Origin of the sequence: Undibacterium sp. MH2W, assembly GCF_049340215.1 — a bacterium.
Classification (GTDB): Bacteria; Pseudomonadota; Gammaproteobacteria; order Burkholderiales; family Burkholderiaceae_D; genus Undibacterium.
In genome coordinates, this window is record NZ_JBMPPA010000004.1 from 154,235 (window position 1) to 172,274 (window position 18,040).

At 45.5% G+C, this 18,040-nt stretch carries 19 protein-coding genes; all 19 read right to left on the reverse strand.

The window, feature by feature from the left end; all coding sequences use genetic code 11:
- Window positions 1-106: 106 nt before the first annotated feature.
- Entirely contained in the window at window positions 107-1,324 is a 1,218-nt protein-coding gene (locus tag ACO0K2_RS11250; protein WP_423018757.1) for an EAL and HDOD domain-containing protein, read from the reverse strand.
- A gap of 41 nt (window positions 1,325-1,365) precedes the next feature.
- A complete protein-coding gene (gene cheZ, locus ACO0K2_RS11255; RefSeq protein ID WP_423018759.1) occupies window positions 1,366-1,998 on the reverse strand; it encodes a protein phosphatase CheZ in 633 nt (210 codons plus the stop codon).
- Window positions 1,999-2,025: 27 nt separating this feature from the next.
- On the reverse strand, window positions 2,026-2,421 hold the full coding sequence (cheY, locus tag ACO0K2_RS11260; RefSeq protein WP_423018761.1) for a chemotaxis response regulator CheY: 396 nt from the start codon (window positions 2,419-2,421) through the stop codon (window positions 2,026-2,028).
- Window positions 2,422-2,520: 99 nt separating this feature from the next.
- Entirely contained in the window at window positions 2,521-3,597 is a 1,077-nt protein-coding gene (locus tag ACO0K2_RS11265) for a protein-glutamate methylesterase/protein-glutamine glutaminase (RefSeq protein ID WP_423018763.1), read from the reverse strand.
- Window positions 3,598-3,649: 52 nt separating this feature from the next.
- On the reverse strand, window positions 3,650-4,258 hold the full coding sequence (gene cheD, locus ACO0K2_RS11270; RefSeq protein WP_423018765.1) for a chemoreceptor glutamine deamidase CheD: 609 nt from the start codon (window positions 4,256-4,258) through the stop codon (window positions 3,650-3,652).
- A complete protein-coding gene (locus tag ACO0K2_RS11275; protein WP_423018767.1) occupies window positions 4,255-5,142 on the reverse strand; it encodes a CheR family methyltransferase in 888 nt (295 codons plus the stop codon). The genes cheD and ACO0K2_RS11275 overlap by 4 nt, the downstream gene beginning before the upstream one ends.
- 78 nt (window positions 5,143-5,220) lie before the next feature.
- A complete protein-coding gene (locus ACO0K2_RS11280; RefSeq protein ID WP_423018769.1) occupies window positions 5,221-6,942 on the reverse strand; it encodes a methyl-accepting chemotaxis protein in 1,722 nt (573 codons plus the stop codon).
- An 85-nt stretch (window positions 6,943-7,027) separates the two neighbouring features.
- Window positions 7,028-7,543, reverse strand: coding sequence for a chemotaxis protein CheW (locus ACO0K2_RS11285; protein ID WP_423018771.1), 516 nt, complete (start codon window positions 7,541-7,543; stop codon window positions 7,028-7,030).
- Between the two features lie 38 nt (window positions 7,544-7,581).
- Window positions 7,582-9,627: a chemotaxis protein CheA gene (cheA, locus tag ACO0K2_RS11290; protein WP_423018773.1), complete on the reverse strand. Its 2,046-nt coding sequence runs from the start codon at window positions 9,625-9,627 to the stop codon at window positions 7,582-7,584.
- 51 nt (window positions 9,628-9,678) lie between these two features.
- Window positions 9,679-10,044 (reverse strand): response regulator, encoded by a 366-nt coding sequence (locus tag ACO0K2_RS11295; protein WP_423018775.1) that lies wholly within the window; start codon window positions 10,042-10,044, stop codon window positions 9,679-9,681.
- A 55-nt stretch (window positions 10,045-10,099) separates the two neighbouring features.
- Window positions 10,100-10,648, reverse strand: coding sequence for a chemotaxis protein (locus ACO0K2_RS11300; RefSeq protein WP_423018777.1), 549 nt, complete (start codon window positions 10,646-10,648; stop codon window positions 10,100-10,102).
- Between the two features lie 49 nt (window positions 10,649-10,697).
- Entirely contained in the window at window positions 10,698-11,627 is a 930-nt protein-coding gene (gene motB / locus ACO0K2_RS11305; RefSeq protein WP_423018779.1) for a flagellar motor protein MotB, read from the reverse strand.
- 20 nt (window positions 11,628-11,647) lie between these two features.
- Window positions 11,648-12,508 carry a flagellar motor stator protein MotA gene (gene motA / locus ACO0K2_RS11310; RefSeq protein WP_423018781.1) on the reverse strand — a complete coding sequence of 287 codons (861 nt, stop codon included), beginning with the start codon at window positions 12,506-12,508 and terminating at the stop codon, window positions 11,648-11,650.
- Between the two features lie 138 nt (window positions 12,509-12,646).
- On the reverse strand, window positions 12,647-13,456 hold the full coding sequence (locus ACO0K2_RS11315) for a class I SAM-dependent methyltransferase (RefSeq protein ID WP_423018783.1): 810 nt from the start codon (window positions 13,454-13,456) through the stop codon (window positions 12,647-12,649).
- Window positions 13,457-13,473: 17 nt separating this feature from the next.
- Entirely contained in the window at window positions 13,474-14,028 is a 555-nt protein-coding gene (gene flhC, locus ACO0K2_RS11320; RefSeq protein WP_423018785.1) for a flagellar transcriptional regulator FlhC, read from the reverse strand.
- Between the two features lie 33 nt (window positions 14,029-14,061).
- Window positions 14,062-14,379: a flagellar transcriptional regulator FlhD gene (gene flhD / locus ACO0K2_RS11325; RefSeq protein ID WP_176801927.1), complete on the reverse strand. Its 318-nt coding sequence runs from the start codon at window positions 14,377-14,379 to the stop codon at window positions 14,062-14,064.
- Window positions 14,380-14,910: 531 nt separating this feature from the next.
- Window positions 14,911-15,627, reverse strand: a complete 717-nt coding sequence (dnaQ, locus tag ACO0K2_RS11330) for a DNA polymerase III subunit epsilon (protein WP_423018787.1) — start codon at window positions 15,625-15,627, stop codon at window positions 14,911-14,913.
- Window positions 15,628-15,671: 44 nt separating this feature from the next.
- The gene (tilS, locus tag ACO0K2_RS11335) at window positions 15,672-17,066 is read right to left on the reverse strand and encodes a tRNA lysidine(34) synthetase TilS (protein WP_423018789.1); all 1,395 of its coding nucleotides are present in this window, start codon (window positions 17,064-17,066) and stop codon (window positions 15,672-15,674) included.
- Complete coding sequence (locus ACO0K2_RS11340) at window positions 17,063-18,037, reverse strand: acetyl-CoA carboxylase carboxyltransferase subunit alpha (protein WP_423018791.1); 975 nt, start codon at window positions 18,035-18,037, stop codon at window positions 17,063-17,065. The genes tilS and ACO0K2_RS11340 overlap by 4 nt, the downstream gene beginning before the upstream one ends.
- Window positions 18,038-18,040: the final 3 nt, after the last annotated feature.

Sequence of the window (18,040 nt, forward strand, 5' to 3'; positions counted from 1 at the left end):
CTCGCGCCATGCCGACCAGAAATCTCCTCAAGGCAGTGGGAAAGTGGTACGGTTAGTAATAAAAAAAGCAAGCCCGTAGGCTTGCCTTTATTAATCTTTATCAACGTTACGCGGCAACAACCACATTCTTTGACCACACAAGAGCAGCCAAATGGGCTGAATTGACGTCTTCAGCAGAGATTTTGACAGATTCGGCAAGCGAACCAACCAGCGCACTGTTGAGCTCGCAAGCTTCAGCAAGCGCAAGGAAAGGACCATATACCCCACCCCGAGAAATCAGCGCCTCAGTAACCACTTCGGGTAACTGAATAGATGACAACACCTCTTCCATTGGCAATCCGAGCAAACGGTCAAGCAATGAGAACATTCCAGCGACAAACAAGTTCTCTGCTTCTGCTTTTGACATTTTCATTTGCCCTAAAATTTCAGCAAATCGCCCCCGAACAATAGCGGTCTCAAGCAAGACTGGTGAATAGCCGCTCGTACTCGCTGTTGCCAGCAACACCGTCAACCATCGGTACAGAGGGCTATAACCGAGCATCTGAACTGCGTGTTTCAGGGACTGAATTTCAGTCCGCAAACCAAATCCAGCAGAATTAATATAGCGCAACAATTTATACGCCAAGGTAGGGTCGCGTTTGACGACCATTTCTAATTGCTGAATGTCCGCATTTTTTCTCACCATCTCCATTAACTGAAGAATAGTAGTTTGGGATGAATTCAGCGCTTTAGGCCCAGAACTTGGGCGCGGAGTGAGATGCAGCTTACCTACAAAACTATCCAACCCCAATGCTGAACACGCATCAAAATCCTGCCAGGTGGACACGTTTCGCGCCACCATTTTCACGGAAGATTGCTTCAAAGAGCCGTACACTTTGGCCTGCGAAGCAAAATTTGACGCATTTAACTTCACTTCAATGTGCGTCACATGCGCAAAAAACGATCGTTCTAGCGTCGTTATCTCTGCGCCGCGTAAGCAAATCCCAAACCCGAGTGCCCGGAGTTGCTTTACAGCATCGAGAGCTCCCTCAACGGCGAAGTGTTTTTTGTGCAGAATCAGAACCGTCTTATCGGCAGGGAATAATCTTAAGCCTTCAGCGACAAGTAATTCAGGCGCCGCCTCGATGAAAATCAGACTATTGCCGAGCAAATACTCTTCATCATCGTTAGTTAAATGGCCGGCTACGAACTCGAGCAAATGATCGAGTTCTGCGACACTCACGTCTGCGTTGGGATCTTTTTGCAACCAAGAAAACTGGAAACCGATTACTCTTTGCTTAGGATCAAGTAATGGTTCCCGTAAGATGAAATTATCTTCAATCATGTCGACTTTGCTTTTGTATTAGGTGTCGGTGCCGCGTCAAGTTAAAAACCGAGGCTATCGAGCAAATCGTCCACTTGACTTTGGTTGGCAACGACATCAGCTTTACCCTCAGGATTGATCTGTGGGCCGTTGAGTAAGCCGTCGGTCACTTCTTTCTTTATCTCGTTCGGCGAATAGTCGATTAAGAGCTGAACAAGCTGCTGTTCAAGATTCTGCGCAAGACTAGTAACCTTTTTGATCACCTGACCAGTCAAATCCTGAAAATCTTGCGCCATCATGATATCCATCAGATGCGCTTTCGTCTCGACACTGTGACTACTTACGATATTCAAATACTGTAATACGTCTTTGGTGGCAAATTGATATTCTTCAGGAGAAGCAGAGCGCACCAGCAAGGATTCCAAAGAGCCACGGATTCTTTTTGCTTCTTCGTCAAGCTTTTCTTGCAAAGGAATAGCGATATCAGTGGCATTCAAAACACGTTGCGCGGCCTGCTCTGACATTCGCGCCACATAATCTAAACGGTCACGTGCATCCGGAATATCCTCCGCTGCACGCTCGAGCAACTTATCAAGACCAAGACCACGCAGGCTGTCATGCAGCAGCCGCGTCATATGTCCAACTCTGGAGAGCAGATCTTCTTGTTGAGTAGTTGGCTGACTAATTTGACTCATATTGCCCCCAGTACTTTACAAATCCAATCATGCACTTTTGCCGAGTTTTTCGAAGATTTTAGATAATTTCTCATCCAAAGTGGCAGCAGTGAAAGGCTTCACGACATAGCCATTCGCACCCGCTTGTGCAGCAGCGATAATGTTTTCTTTTTTTGCTTCCGCAGTCACCATCAGTACCGGTAACTTAGACAATGCAGGGTCAGCACGAATATGCTGCAACATCGTCAGTCCGTCCATATTTGGCATATTCCAGTCGGAGATAACGAAATCGAAGTCGCCATTTTTCAACTTAGCGAGTCCCATTGCGCCGTCTTCTGCCTCATCCACATTGGTATAACCCAATTCTTTGAGCAGATTTCGTACAATGCGACGCATGGTAGAAAAGTCATCGACAACTAAAAATTTCAGATTTTGATCAGCCATGAATTACTCCACTATTTCTTTAAATACAGTTATTAGTATTATCGGTCAAATTAAGTTTAAAAGGTGTTGAAATTGCAGCAAAGCATCATTTCTTGTAATTTAAACCCTTAAAGCACGGCTTCCTTGTAATGCGAGGTAGTGTAAAACTTTCGTTGGCAGATCATTTAATGCTGCAACTTCATGCGTAGCACCTACAGCGATTGCCTCTCTAGGCATACCAAACACAACGCAACTTGCTTCGTCTTGGGCGAAATTATACGCACCTGCATTTTTCATCTCGAGCATTCCTGCGGCACCGTCTTTCCCCATCCCAGTCAGAATGACGCCAACTGCATTCTTACCAGCAAACGTTGCTGCGGATCTAAATAGCACATCAACAGAGGGACGATGACGATTAACAGGCTCACTCGCATCAAGCTGCGTGACATAGTTTGCTCCACTCCGGCCCAACAATAGATGGGAATGTCCTGGTGCGATGTATGCGTGCCCTGGTAATACCCGCTCTCCTCCAGCTGCTTCAGAAACGGAAATCTTGCACAATCCATCCAGACGTTTCGCGAATGATCGCGTGAAACCTTCAGGCATGTGCTGCGTTATCAAAATACCGGGGCAATCAGAGGGCATTTGAACGAGAAAGTTTTTTATTGCCTCAGTACCACCGGTGGATGCTCCAATGATGATGAGTTTCTCACTACTGGTCAAAGGATTTCTGACCAAAGGGAGCGAATCTTGTGTTGTTTTAGTCTGTCCTGCAACGCTAGTGATTCTCGGACGAATTTTTGCCTTTGAAGCAATACGGATTTTATCAGCTATCAACTCGGCATACTCAAGCATTCCGCTCTGAATTGAGAGCTTTGGCTTGGTTACAAAATCGATGGCACCTAATTCCAGCGCCCGCATTGTGATCTCCGAGCCACGCTCAGTCAACGACGACACCATAATGACGGGCATCGGCCGCAAACGCATTAATCTCTCTAAGAAGTCGAGACCATCCATTTTCGGCATTTCGACGTCAAGCGTCAGAACATCTGGGTTTGTTTGCTTTATCAGTTCTCGTGCGACCAGAGGATCAGGCGCAACGCCAACAACCTCCATGTCGGGTTGACTACCAATAATTTCACTCATCACACTGCGAATCAGCGCCGAATCATCGACGATTAAAACTTTTATCTTCATTATTAAAACCCCGTAACTCCAAGCATGCGACCGCGTTAATCATTTCATCAAATCAAAACAAATCAACATCACCGCCAACAGATGTCGATTTCAAACGGCTAGCATAATCTTGTTCGCGTCGTTTTAGCGTATCGTTGTGTTCAACTTTGAGTTTTTTTACCAACACTTTGCCTGTTTTAGGAAAAAAATACACCTTTCGAGGATAAATATCGTTCAGATCTTCAGCAATCACGCGCATTCTTTCCGCCTTGAGATAATCAAGGACAAATTTTGCGTTTCGCTCTCCGACGTTGATTGCGGTAAATCCCCGCAATACGTTGCCTCCACCAAACACTTTCGCTTCGAGGTTTTCACGTTTTGCGCCTGCCTTGAGCAGTTCATTAATTAAGACTTCCATGGCGTAGGTGCCGTACCGCATTGATGCAGAGACCGGATTATCGGCATCTCCACCAGTATCAGGAAGCATAAAGTGATTCATACCACCGACACCCGATATCCTGTCTCGAATGCACGCCGAAACGCAAGAACCCAGCACAGTAACAATGAGCATGTCTTTGTTCGTGAAATAGAATTCACCCGGTAAAATTTTCGCGGCGTCGCAATCGAATGTCCGATCATAATAGACATTCGTTGCAAAATGCTCTTCACTTAATTGGCTCATAGGCTACCTTTTTGTGGATGACTGCCGCCGGATTTTCCACCCGATCTCAAGCTAGCAAGCTCATACACGGTTTTTCCACGCAATTTAAAATCGTCTGAAACATAAAGAAAATTCTCTGAATGTCCGGCAAATAAAAGACCATCCGGCTTAATCAAGGGAACAAACTTTTTCAATATAGCGCCCTGGGTAGGCTTGTCAAAATAGATCATCACGTTGCGACAAAAAATAGCATCGAACGGCCCCTTCAACGCCCAACTATGATCTAACAAATTGAGCTGCTTGAAAGTAATCATATCGCGCAACTCTTGACGGACACGAACAAGACCTTCTTGCGCCCCCTTACCTTTAAGAAAGAATTTTTTGACGCGCTCTGCAGATAACTTTTCAATTCGATCAATGTTGTAAACACCTTTCGCCGCAGTATTTAAAACATTCGTATCAATATCTGTCGCAATGATTTGCGCCGGAGGGTGCATACTGCCGAACGCCTCACAAAGAGTCATCGCGATAGAATACGGTTCTTCGCCAGTGGAACTTGCCGAACACCAAATCTGAATCGGTTCTTTTTTCTTTTGAACGTGCTCAGCCAGAATTGGGAAATGATGCTCTTCACGGAAAAACGAAGTCAAATTGGTCGTCAGAGCGTTGGTAAAAGCCTCCCACTCCTGACTGTCAGGCTCACGTTCTAGTGTATTGAGATAGTCAGAGAAAGAATTCAATCCCGTCGCACGCAAACGACGCGCCAAGCGGCTGTAAACCATCTCTTGTTTACTATCAGCAAGTGAGATTCCAGCACGCTTATAAATCAGATCTCTGACCCGATCAAAATCACGCGCATTAAAATCAAACTCCTTCGTCCCCTCAACCCTCTCTTTTGCTGCCATTTTTATCCTTAAGCATCATTCAAGTGCATCTCACTGCAATCCAATAGATCCACATGGTTTTCTCTTCAATGAGACGCGTTAAAACTCTTCCCACGCATCTTCACTATCTCCAGCATTTGTCACAGGTGGCTTGGACGGTTTGACGGAAGCGGCGTTAGACGTCAACACTTTTGTTGGCGCTTTTACTGTCGTTCGGTTTGCCGGCTTTATTGGAGCGGGCTTAGTGGAAGCTGACAATGCACGAGGCTGCGATGTACCATTCAACTTAAACACACTCACGGCTTGCGCCAGCGTTACCGCCTGCTCCTCCATACTTTCAGCTGCAGCTGCAGCTTGCTCTACTAAAGCAGCATTTTGCTGCGTCATCTCATCCATTTGCGTAATAGCGAGATTGACTTGCTCAATACCTGCACTTTGCTCCTGACTTGCCGCTGTGATTTCACTCATGATGTCAGCAACATGTTGGACGCTCGTCACAATTTCATCCATTGTTTTACCAGCTTCATCGACCAGTCTGCCACCTTGATCTACCTTATCGACAGAGTCATCGATTAACGATTTAATTTCCTTGGCAGCACTAGCACTGCGTTGTGCAAGGTTACGAACTTCCGCGGCAACGACGGCAAAACCACGCCCTTGCTCACCTGCCCGCGCCGCCTCTACCGCTGCATTCAGTGCCAAGATATTAGTTTGGAAGGCAATCCCATCGATAACACCAATAATATCGACGATCTTTCGTGAACTCTCTTTGATCGAGCCCATCGTTTCGACAACCTGACTCACCACCGCGCCACCTTTTACCGCTACACCAGAGGCAGAGACAACCAATTGATTCGCTTGGCGTGCATTGTCGGCGTTCTGACGAACTGTACTTGTCAGCTCCTCCATTGAGCTCGCGGTTTCCTCCAAGGAACTCGCTTGTGATTCTGTTCGGCTCGATAAATCAGCATTTCCAGAAGCAATTTCCTGCGAGGCCACAGTAATTGTTTCCGTACCCATGCGCACCTGTCCGACTGTTGCAGCAAGGCTGTCATTCATATTTTTTAATGCGCCTAGGAGTAATGCAACCTCGTCTTCACCCTCAACAACCACCTGTGTTCTCAGGTCGCCACTGGCAACGGTCTCCGCGAGATCCAAGGCATCGGCCAATGGCTTTGTAATGCTGTTCGTCAAAAACCAAGCAAAGAAGGCACCAAGACCCAAGGCGCAGACCAAAATGAAATATAAACTGTAGGTGAGTTTGGCACTAGCCGTCGCGGAAGACTCAAAAACCGATTTCGCTTTTGCATCTTGCAAATCGACCAGTTTATTAATCTCAGCGATGGATTTCACGCTGATTGGCTCCAGCGTGGAGGTAATAATTTTTACTGCCCCTTCGCCATTAAACGCCAATGCTTGACCTACCGCATTTTTGAAAGGCTGTTCACTTTCTTTATCCAGCTTAGCGACATCATTTAAGATGGTTTTTTCTTCTTCAGTGAGCCCGAGTAAAGAGATTTTCTCTTTCGCATCTTCATATGCTTTGCGTTGAGCGCGTACTTTTCCTTCTTCCTTTTGCATTTCACCGACATCCGACTGAATACCGATGTTGCGCATTGCGATGCCAGCCTCGTACAGCGAACTCTTCATTGCATTGGCAAGCGCTTGTTTTTGACTAGCAAGACTCAGATTCTGCTCCACAGCTTTACGATTGGACGCATTCATCGCATTGGCGATGAGCGTCACAATCACAATACCTAAGAGAATCAGTGCAAAGCCAACTGCCAATCGTGTGCCAATTTTAAGTTTGCGTAAGTTCATACACGTATCCTCCTAAAGTGAAAACAAATCTGAGCCCATTAAATCTTATAAAAAATTCGCTGAAACCAAGACACTGACGCAACCGTTACATGTCGTGATCCACCAAACCCATTTCAGGGCTCGACATTAATTTGTCGATATCAACCAAAATCAACATGCGATCATCCAAAGTACCTAAGCCGATCAAGAACTCGGTATTAAACGTCGTCCCCATTTCTGGTGCTGGGCGCACCTGCTCTGGCAACAGCGTTGTTACATCCGATACACTATCGACGACCATACCAACAATGCGGCCCTCAATATTCAAAATAATGACCACAGTAAATTGATCATAAGTTGGCGTACCAAGATTGAATTTAATGCGCATATCAACCACTGGAACAATAATGCCGCGCAAGTTAATAACGCCCTTTAAAAATTCCGGCGCGTTTGCGATGCGAGTCACCGCCTCATAACCTCGAATTTCCTGCACTTTGAGAATGTCGATGCCATACTCTTCATTCCCTAATGTAAATGCGAGAAATTCGTGACCGGATATATCCGTCGCCGCGTGGCTGTTCTGCGAATTCTGATCATTAAGAGATTGTGGAGCTTGCGACATTTCTTGTCCTTCGTATAAATATGTTGACTAATTCAAAACTACTTTACTGAGCGGATCAGTGCGGAGACATCAAGAATAAACGCCACCCCGCCATCACCTAAAATCGTTGCACCAGAAATTCCTGGTATTTTTTTATAATTCGATTCGATATTTTTTACAACAACTTGTTGCTGTCCGACAAGATCATCAACAAATAATGCGGCTTTTTTGCCATCGACTTCAACAATCACGACAATACCGTCGGAGGGGTCAGTAAATTTGGGGGCAATATCAAACCGCTGGTATAGAGGTACGAGTGGTAAATATTCATCGCGCACCTTAATTACCCTGCCCTTGCCATTGACGTCTTTCACATCTTCTTTCGCCGGCTGCATTGACTCCACGACAAAGCCCAACGGCAAGATATAGATCTCTTCGCCCAACTTGATTGACATTCCGTCGAGAATCGCGAGCGTGAGTGGCAATGAGATAACAATGGTCGTTCCAAATCCTTTTGCCGAGCGAATGTCAACAACGCCGCCCATGGCGGTAATATTTCTCTTCACCACGTCCATTCCGACACCGCGACCAGAAACATCAGTAACAATTTCCGCCGTCGAAAATCCAGGAGCAAAAATGAGCTGCCAGACTTCTGCATCGGTCATTGAATCGGGTGCGGGCAATCCATTCTGACGTGCTTTCGCCAAAATTTTCTCTCTGTGCAAACCACCACCATCATCGCTTACCTCGATAACGATGTTACCGCCTTGATGAACGGCTGACAGCGACAATTGACCAGTTTCACTCTTCCCAGCCTGCTTCCGCATTGCTGGCATTTCGATACCGTGATCGATACTATTCCGAACCAAATGGGTCAATGGATCAACGATGCGCTCAATTAAACCCTTATCGAGTTCTGTGGAGGCACCGTAAGTCACAAACTCGACTTTTTTGCCCAGTTTTGTCGCAAGATCACGCACCATGCGAGGAAAGCGTGAGAAGACGTAGTCCATTGGCATCATGCGAATTGACATGACGGCTTCTTGCAAATCACGTGTATTGCGGGTCAGATGAGCAACGCTGTTGAGCAATCGCTCGTTGGCGATGGGATCGAGGTCCTTTGTACGTTGTTCAAGCATCGCTTGAGTAATCACCAACTCGCCGATTAAGTTGATGAGTTGATCTACTTTCTCAATACCAACGCGGATCGTTGACGCTTCTTGAGAAGCGTGAGATTTGTCATTTTCTTTTTTTACTGCAATTTTCTTCTCGACCTGTGGGTTCGCTACCGGCTGTGTAATGGCCTGCGAACTCGATGCAGTCTCTTTTTTCTCTGCTTCGCCCTCAAGAGGAGGGAACATGGCATCAAGCGGCTCGAAGAATCCATACCCCAAATCTTCTTCTGATTGCGCATTCGAGGCCGCATCATGCTCGGGAGGAAGCGCTTCTTCAGTAATCGACAAACAATCAGGATTTAAGATAAAAGAGCAAATGGAAATAATATCGTCTTTGCCTTCATTCGTCTGAAGGTGAAGCTCGACTTTGTCAGCGCTCCCATCGCCACGCGAAATTTTTCCTAACAACCCGAGTTCGGCCATCAACGCATTGGCATCATCTTCGTTCAGTTTTGGGAATTCAATTTTGTAAGCTGCTTTGAACACCACTGAGCCATGATCAACAACCTCCACATGGAGTGGTGGCGGAGGCATCGTCGGCGTATCTTGCGACAATGATTGCAGAAGCATTCTGACATCAGCAACAGCATCTTGATCAACGGGCGTTCCTAATCGGTGACCGTCGAGCTGCATTTTAAGAATATCTTTAGCAATCAGAAACGCATCGACATGTTCCGATGTCAATGCCATCTCACCTTTTCTGATCTTATCGAGTAAAGACTCAAGTACATGAGTGACTTCGGTCATATCGTTCAGACCAAAGGTCGATGCGCCACCTTTGATAGAATGCGCTGTACGAAAGATCGCATTTAAATCTTCCGGATCAGGGGAGGAAACATCGACGGCAAGCAACAATTTTTCCTTCTCTGCGAGAAGCTCGTCCGCCTCATCAAAGAAGACCTGGAAAAACTGACTCATGTCAATCGTCATTATTAACTCCGAGATTTACATTGGTAACGCAAGAGTGCAAAAACACGATCTTTAGCCGATCACTTTTTTGACAACTTCAGTGAGCTTTTGAGGATCGAAAGGTTTAACGAGCCAACCGTTTGCGCCAGCGGCACGACCTTTTGCTTTCATATCATCACTCGATTCTGTCGTCAGCATCAGAATGGGCACCCGCTGATAGGTCGGCAAACCTCGTAATGACTTAATGAGTGTCAACCCATCCATACGTGGCATATTTTGGTCTGTCAACACAAGATCGACGACTTGATTTCGCGCTTTTTCAAGGCCATCCTGACCATCCACCGCCTCAATCACTTGATAGCCCGCCGCCTTCAAACTAAAAGCAACCATCTGTCTCAATGAGCCAGAGTCGTCCACCGCTAAAATTGTCTTGGCCATAAATACTCCGTTTTTTTTTAATTAAAGGCAATATACCTTGAGAGTTCTTTGTAAATCAAAATAGTTCTATATCGCCACTGTCTAGCTGTTTCTGATGCACAGCTTTTCTTAAAAGTCCCTGCAAATCGGCGCTCTGCTTCTCTAGGCGCACTGTCGTTTCTTTTAATAAGGAAGCAATATCGTCATTCTCTGACTCTGACGAAAGATCGTTCCCAACGACACCAAGAGTCGTCAATACTTCTCTGAGGCCCTCACAACGCTGCATCGTTCTGGAAATGAGTTGACTGGTGAGATCCTGAAATTGCAATGACGTCACTGCCGCATTCACATGCTGGGCAATTTCTTGCTGAATCTCCTTGAGACGCCCGATACTCCCCTCAGACACCGTACCTGAGTCGATAATGATATTGATCTCGTCCTGTTCTTTTAATACGGCCGAGTGCAGCGCCAAAAAACTAATGCCAAGTTTTTCGATCGCTTCACCGAGTAACAGAGCTGTTTGTGCCAAATCAGTCTCTACCTCAGAAAGGTGAGCACTGCCATGATCAGAGACCCCAGCCAGCAATTCCTTTACTTGAGATCCCAACATTTTCTTTTTGGACATCTTCAGCATCCTATTTGCATAATTCAAGCCATCAATACGGCTCAAAAGATTATTTTCCGGGATTCGCAGAGACTTCCGCACTCGAATCTGCCTGACTTGTCACCTCAACAGAACCACCATCCTGTGACGCAGACTCTTCGGCTTTTTTATTCATTACGATAATACTGATACGACGATTAATTGGATTTAATGGATCATCCTTATCAAACAACACTGACGACGACAAACCAACCACGCGTAATACTTTTGTTTCGTCCATTCCACCGTAGACCAACTCTCTCCGAGACGCATTGGCGCGATCTGCAGATAATTCCCAGTTACTATAGCCCTTTTCTCCCAAACCGTACGGCGCAGCATCAGTATGCCCTGATAAACTAATTTTATTCGGCACATCATTGAGCGCTTTACCTATTTCGTGGAGAATTTCTTTCGTATATGGCTGTAAATCAGCTTTTGCAGAGGCAAACATGGGTCTGTTTAACTCGTCCACCATCTGAATCCTTAAACCTTCAGTAGTAATATCAAGTAGCAACTGCTTTTTGTATTGCTTTAACACTGGGTTTGACTCAATGACAGCCTCAATTCTTGCCTTTAAACCCTTCAGTCGCTCGGCATCAGCTTTAGCAAGTGCAGCCTCTGCCGCTTGAAGATTGTAGGATTTTTTTTGCGCTTCAATGTCACCTTTACGATTTTGACCTTCGCGCAAACTCAAATCCTTACCACCCCCTTTGATTACACTCGAGCTATCGCCACTACCATCGCCACCCGCCATTGCCACCTTCAAAGGTGTTTGAAAATATTCGGCGATACCTTGTAAGTTACCCTTGGCAGTTGAGCCCAACAACCACATCAGCAAAAAGAACGCCATCATCGCTGTCACAAAGTCAGCGTAAGCAATCTTCCATGCGCCACCATGATGGCCGCCACCTGCTTTTTTAATTCGCTTGACGATGATGGGGCGTAACTCTTCGTTTGCCATTTTCTACTCTCAACTACCCGTTATTTAGACTTGGATTGTTTAATATGTTCTTCGAGCTCACTAAATGTCGGACGCTCTGTCGAATACAGTACTTTACGACCGAATTCCACTGCGAGTGCCGGCGCATATCCATTTAAACTCGCCAGCAACGTCACTTTAATACACTGGAAAGTCTTCGAAGATTCATCCAGTTGCTGCTCCATCAAGCCCGCCAACGGACCAACGAAACCATAAGCAAGCAAAATACCAAGAAAAGTACCCACCAACGCGTGGGCAATCAAAATACCCAACTCTGCTGGAGGAATACCCACCGATTCCATGGTGTGAACCACACCCATCACCGCGGCCACGATACCGAACGCGGGCAAGCCATCACCCAATTTCGCAATGAAGTGCGCAGGAACAGCACCTTCATGATGATGCGTTTCTAATTCGTTATCCATCAGATTTTCAATCTGAAACGCATCCATATTTCCTGAGACCATCAAGCGTAAATAATCACCGATGAATTCCATCAAATGGTGATCGTGCACAATGGCGGTATATTTACTGAACAATGGACTATCTTCTGGCTTTTCGATGTCGCCCTCAATCGACATCAATCCTTCTTTACGGACCTTCGTAAGCACATCGAACAACATGGTCATCAGTTCCATGTAAAGGGCTTTGTTATATTTCGACCCTTTAAAAACACCAGGAACCGCTTTCAATGTCGCCTTCAAGCTTTTCGCGTTATTCCCGACCAATGACGCACCAACGGCAGCACCACCAATCATCAATAATTCTAGTGGTTGAAATAACACGGCCAAATGGCCGCCAGCCATGGCAAAACCGCCAAACACCGAACCCATTACGACAATATAGCCAACAATGACTAACACGGAATTTACTCCTTGAAGGTAAGACTAAACTTAAATTACTTTCTCCTATCATAGCAGTCCGTGTGATAGGCAACACTTGGTTTGACGCAAATAAAGGTGAAAAAAGGTTTATTTTAGGAAATAAAAACATAAACCATATTAAATTTTCCAAACATACAACACTGGTGCATTATCCGCAGTGACTATTTCAGCAGAAGGCGCAACGCCAGGAACCTGAAATTCATAACTTAAGAAAAGAGTTCCGGGCACCATCTCATTTTGCACCTTACTCCATATTTCTGTCATGACAACTGGCGACAAATAGCAGAAAACAACATTAAATATTGAAAAATCGACAGTTTCATAACTGCCCAAGACAAATTTAAGATTTTTACGGCGAGAAACATATTGCCTTATCTTACTAAACAACCACGGCGTAAACGAAATTTCAATCCCTGAAAGCTGCCATCCTGGTCGCTCTTTCGATAAATCGAATAACAAACCACCAAAGCCACTTCCAACGTCAAGCATTTGAATTGCGCCATCCTTGGGGAGCAATTCCATGATTGCGGCGGGCAGAGTTGATTGTGAAGGATAAAAAGGCACTCGGGTACGAAAAGTGGTACCAAAAATAAGGAATAGAGAAAGAAATAGCAACAAGCTTGCTAATGGCGGGAACTGTATGTATAAGGCGATGACAACCGCGATTGGAAAGAGAAATTCAATCACCAACCACCACCAGTCCATCCTTAATAAGTAAGCAAAGATGACGGAAGTTATTGATTGAAAAGAAAGAAGAATCCAGAAAGAAAGCGCTGATCCAGATATATACTTACCAGCAATAGCGAGGAAGACACAAAGAATCAAGGAGGCAAATTGCGCAAAAAAAGCCCGCAATGCCGGAGAACGAGATAATTTTTTCTCCAGAGGGTCATGGGTGTCGCGACGATTAGTTGACGCTATCTCCAAATTCCCCCCCAATATAATTAAGCAACCATCTCCAGCGAAGAATCAGCATCTTTAGTCTTCTTCGTCTTACCTGCTCTTGATGGCACGTGGCAAAGTCCACATTTGTAATGATCATGCAAATCGAGGGAATGCGCAACAAAATGCCCACCGCATTCGCAACACTTTGCAAATGTTAGCATTTTTCCCTCAAAAAATCTCACTAAAGTCCATGCACGAGTCAAAGAAAGCACAGCATCGTCCGCAGACACGCAACCAACTTGCTCTAAATACAAACGGTAGGCCTTAACAATCGCCTCAACGCCGGTTACTTCAGCATGTTCTTGCAGGTACTTGTAAATATTCATGAACAACGAAGAATGAATATTCGGCTGCCAAGTCACAAACCAATCTGTAGAAAATGGCAACATACCCTTAGGTGGAGAGACACCTTTTAATTCTTTGTAGATTTTCAACAAACGTTCACGAGAGAGTGAGGTCTCGGATTCAAGCAATTGTAGTCTCGCGCCCAAGTTCACCAAATCTACCGCTAATTGAATCTCATGCGCTTCATTCACAACACTTTTAGTAGCCATCATCATCTCCGTCGATTTGTTCAAAAATAAAACTTAGTGAATTTCTTCAACTGGTTGTCCGGCCATGAGAATCGCTGCATGGGAGTGAGCCAATGCGCGTTCTTTGTTGTAGTTAGTCAGCATGCAAAGAATGGAGCTATCTTCAAATCTGAAACGAGCAAGCATCATATTGGAGCCGGCCAACTTCAAAATTTGGGAATTATTCAATCCTTCGATTAAATCCGCGATTTCTTTACCGATGCCGAGACGGAAAATGGCAGTTGCTTTATCAGCGCGGATCATTTGCTGCGCCAGCATCAAGTAACTCAGATTTGCGTCGCGAATTTCAGCCATCATATCGTTCTGTGTCATGTTTCCACCCTCCGTTCCGTTTTTCAAAGGCACTATTCCGTTGCCAGTGAGACAGATTGTGAGCGCGCACGAAAACGGCGTGTATAGGCAATACACGGGATTTAATTCCGGAAAAATAGGAATACTCTCGTAGGAAAAAATCCTACAAGAATTATTTGATAACGACCCCAAAAAAAATGTCGTTTTGTGATGAATTTTATTTTTTCCGACAATATCGGAAAATTTACTGCAAAATCAAAGAGTTAGAACAAAAACCGCTTTTCTTTTTTTCTCTTCTATAACCATTAACGGCAGGATTTTCGAGAACTTTAGGGTATTTTAAAAAAAATTTAAAATATTTTTTCCTACTTTTCTTAACGGCCGCCATCTCAAAAACTTTAATTTTTTTTCGTTTTTTTCGTAAAAAAAATTTTTTGCTGCAAAAGAGCAACATTTTAGTGCCGATAAAAAACAAAACCCCCTTGTCACCAAGGGGGTTTGAAGCAATAAAACCGGTGTTACGCCTAAAGACCGTTCGGCGCTAGGGATACGTTACTGAGGCGTACGCCAAATACAAGGTTGACGTAATTGCTTGTCTAACCCAGAAAGCAAGGCATCATGCTCCAATTGTTCACCATCATCAGCCATTCGCACTTGGACATCGCCGATAGGCAAGTCAAGGATTTGTGCCTCTTGAACAACTGCCACCTCCTCTTCAGGCAAATCAATAGCAAAACTATTCTGCCCTCGAGACATGGCAAGATAAACATCTGCCAATAGCTCAGAATCGAGTAAAGCGCCGTGTAACTTACGGTGCGCATTGGAGATCTCATATCGGTCGCACAATGCATCGAGAGAGTTACGCTTACCGGGATGCAACTCCTTCGCCTGCACCAGCGTATCAATGATGTTGTCGACGTAGTCTGTCAACTGCCCAAGTCCAAGACGTGCAAATTCAGCATTTAAAAAGCCGACGTCGAAGGGCGCATTATGGATAATGATCTCTGCGCCACGAATAAATTCACAAAATTCTTGGGCAATGTCAGCGAATTTTGGCTTATCGCTTAAAAATTCGGTCGTCAGACCATGCACCGCCAGCGCCCCCTCTTCGGAGTCGCGCTCAGGATTGATGTATTGATGGTAATTATTACCAGTCAATTTGCGGTCAACCAGCTCCACGCATCCAATTTCAATGATACGGTTACCATCCCTGGTGTTTAAACCAGTTGTTTCTGTATCAAGAACAACTTGACGTAAATTTTTCTTCATTCATACCCTTTCTACCTAGCAGCGCCTGCAAGCACGAGATTGGACTAGTCCGCGACCCATTCAAAAATAATACGATCGGCACCGTCTGAATTGCAGAATTTTGACTGCATCCCAACACCAGCAGCGAACAGTAATTGATCACCGACCGAAACAAACGGCAACTGCTGCCTCAACCAGAAAGGAATATGCAAGGCCTGATAATGGCTCTTCATATCTCTGGTCGAGCGATTTTCTGCCAATTTAAGCCGTTCGCCTCCCCGGCGCAAATGCAGGCAAAGTGATTGACTAGAAAGCCATGCAGGATCGAATCCTCGGCTTCCAACTCTGCAATGCAACGTACCATGAAATTGCGGGAAGGCAATAGACTCCTGCCCAGACCACTTAAACATCACATTAACATCGCCATCATCGTGCTCAAGATCCTTACTAGCAGCGTAAATGCGATTTTTATAGCGATGAATTGCTAATTTCTCATGGTAAATCGTAATGCGCGCATCCCCTTTTGCCTCGAATAATTGTCTCTTAATCTCATTGAGACGCGACGTCGAGGGCATACGAGTCCCACTCGTTCTCAGCCATAAGCGGAATAAATTACCAATCCGGTCGCCACTAAGGTGACGAATCGCATCAAGGTCAAGGCTTCCATCCTCAAGAGACAGCCCTAATGATAAGTCCTGTTGCGCCAAATCCTCTATCAACTGCAGCGTTGACTGCATATGTTTTGATGTGCGAGACATGCGCGCAGCAAATCCGGGGGAAATTTTCTCGAGCGCAGGCATCACTTGGTGCCGCAACGCATTTCTCAGAAAACGTACATCATCGTTTGATTCGTCTTGAATGTACGCTGTCTGATGATCCACCGCAAAACACTCCAACTCTGCGCGCGAAACGTCCAGTAAAGGACGCATCATCATCACGTGCGGAACGCCGAATAAGGATGGCGCGACATTAAATCTATCCATGCCAGACAGACCCGCAATACCCGATCCACGCAACATTTGCATCAATAGCGTCTCGGCTTGATCATCTTGATGATGTGCAGCGAGAATGATATCGATATTCGACAACGTGCTCATGCGACCTAGCGCAAGGTATCGTCCTTTTCGCGCACTTCCTTCAATACCCTCGCCATCAGCAGAAACGACAATTTTTTCAAAGAAAAAACGTACGCCGAGACGCTCACATACTGATTGACAGTGCGACAACCACGCATCCGCATGCGGACTCAGACCATGATGAACATGAAACGCAGTGAGGGGAATATCGCGATCTGCACAATACTGTGCAGTCAGGGACAGTAAGACTGATGAATCAAGGCCGCCGCTATAAGCCACCGCGACGCCATTTGGGGAAGGAACTTTTCCAGAATCCGAAAAATAGGTATTTAAGATCTCAGAAAAGTGGTGCAGCAAGGCACCACTTACAACACGTTCACTCATTCGGCCAGCTTAGTTTCCTTAAACTTACCATAGCTCATCAATTTTTCATGACGAGCAGCAAGCAGATCCTTTGTTTTCATTCCTTGGAATTGGCGCAAAGTATCAGCCAAGGCACGCTTAACCAATGCACACATTTGCTTTGGATCGCGATGTGCACCACCGAGAGGCTCATTGATAATCTTATCAATCAACCCCATCGCTTTCAGACGATGCGCTGTCAGGCCCAATGCTTCCGCTGCATCAGAAGCACGATCCGATGTTTTCCAAAGAATCGAAGCGCAACCTTCAGGAGAAATCACAGAGTACGTCGCATATTGCAACATCAATACAGCATCACCCACTGCGAGCGCCAGCGCTCCACCGGAACCACCCTCACCGATAATCGTCGCAATCAGCGGCACTTTCAATTCAGCCATTACATACAAGTTATGACCGATCGCCTCGGATTGACCGCGCTCTTCAGCATCAATACCTGGCCAAGCACCTGTTGTATCAACAAAAGTAAATACAGGAATATCAAACTTTTCAGCCAATTTCATCAGGCGCATCGCTTTACGATACCCCTCCGGCTTTGGCATACCGAAATTACGCAATGCGCGCTCTTTCGTGTCACGCCCTTTTTGATGACCAATGACCATACAAGCCTGGCCATTGAAGCGCGCCAAGCCACCGACGATCGACAGATCATCGGCAAAGCTACGGTCACCATGCAGCTCATGGAAATCGGTAAAGATTTGATTAATGTAATCCAGCGTATAAGGACGCTGAGGATGACGGGAGATTTGAGATACTTGCCAAGGAGTTAATTTCGCGTAGATATCTTTGGTCAGCATCTGACTTTTTTTCGATAACCGATCAATCTCTTCGGAAATATCGACAGCTGAGTCGTCTTGAACAAACCGCAATTCTTCAATTTTTGTCTCGAGTTCTGCAATAGATTGCTCAAAACTCAGAAATGTCGTTTTAGTCATCGT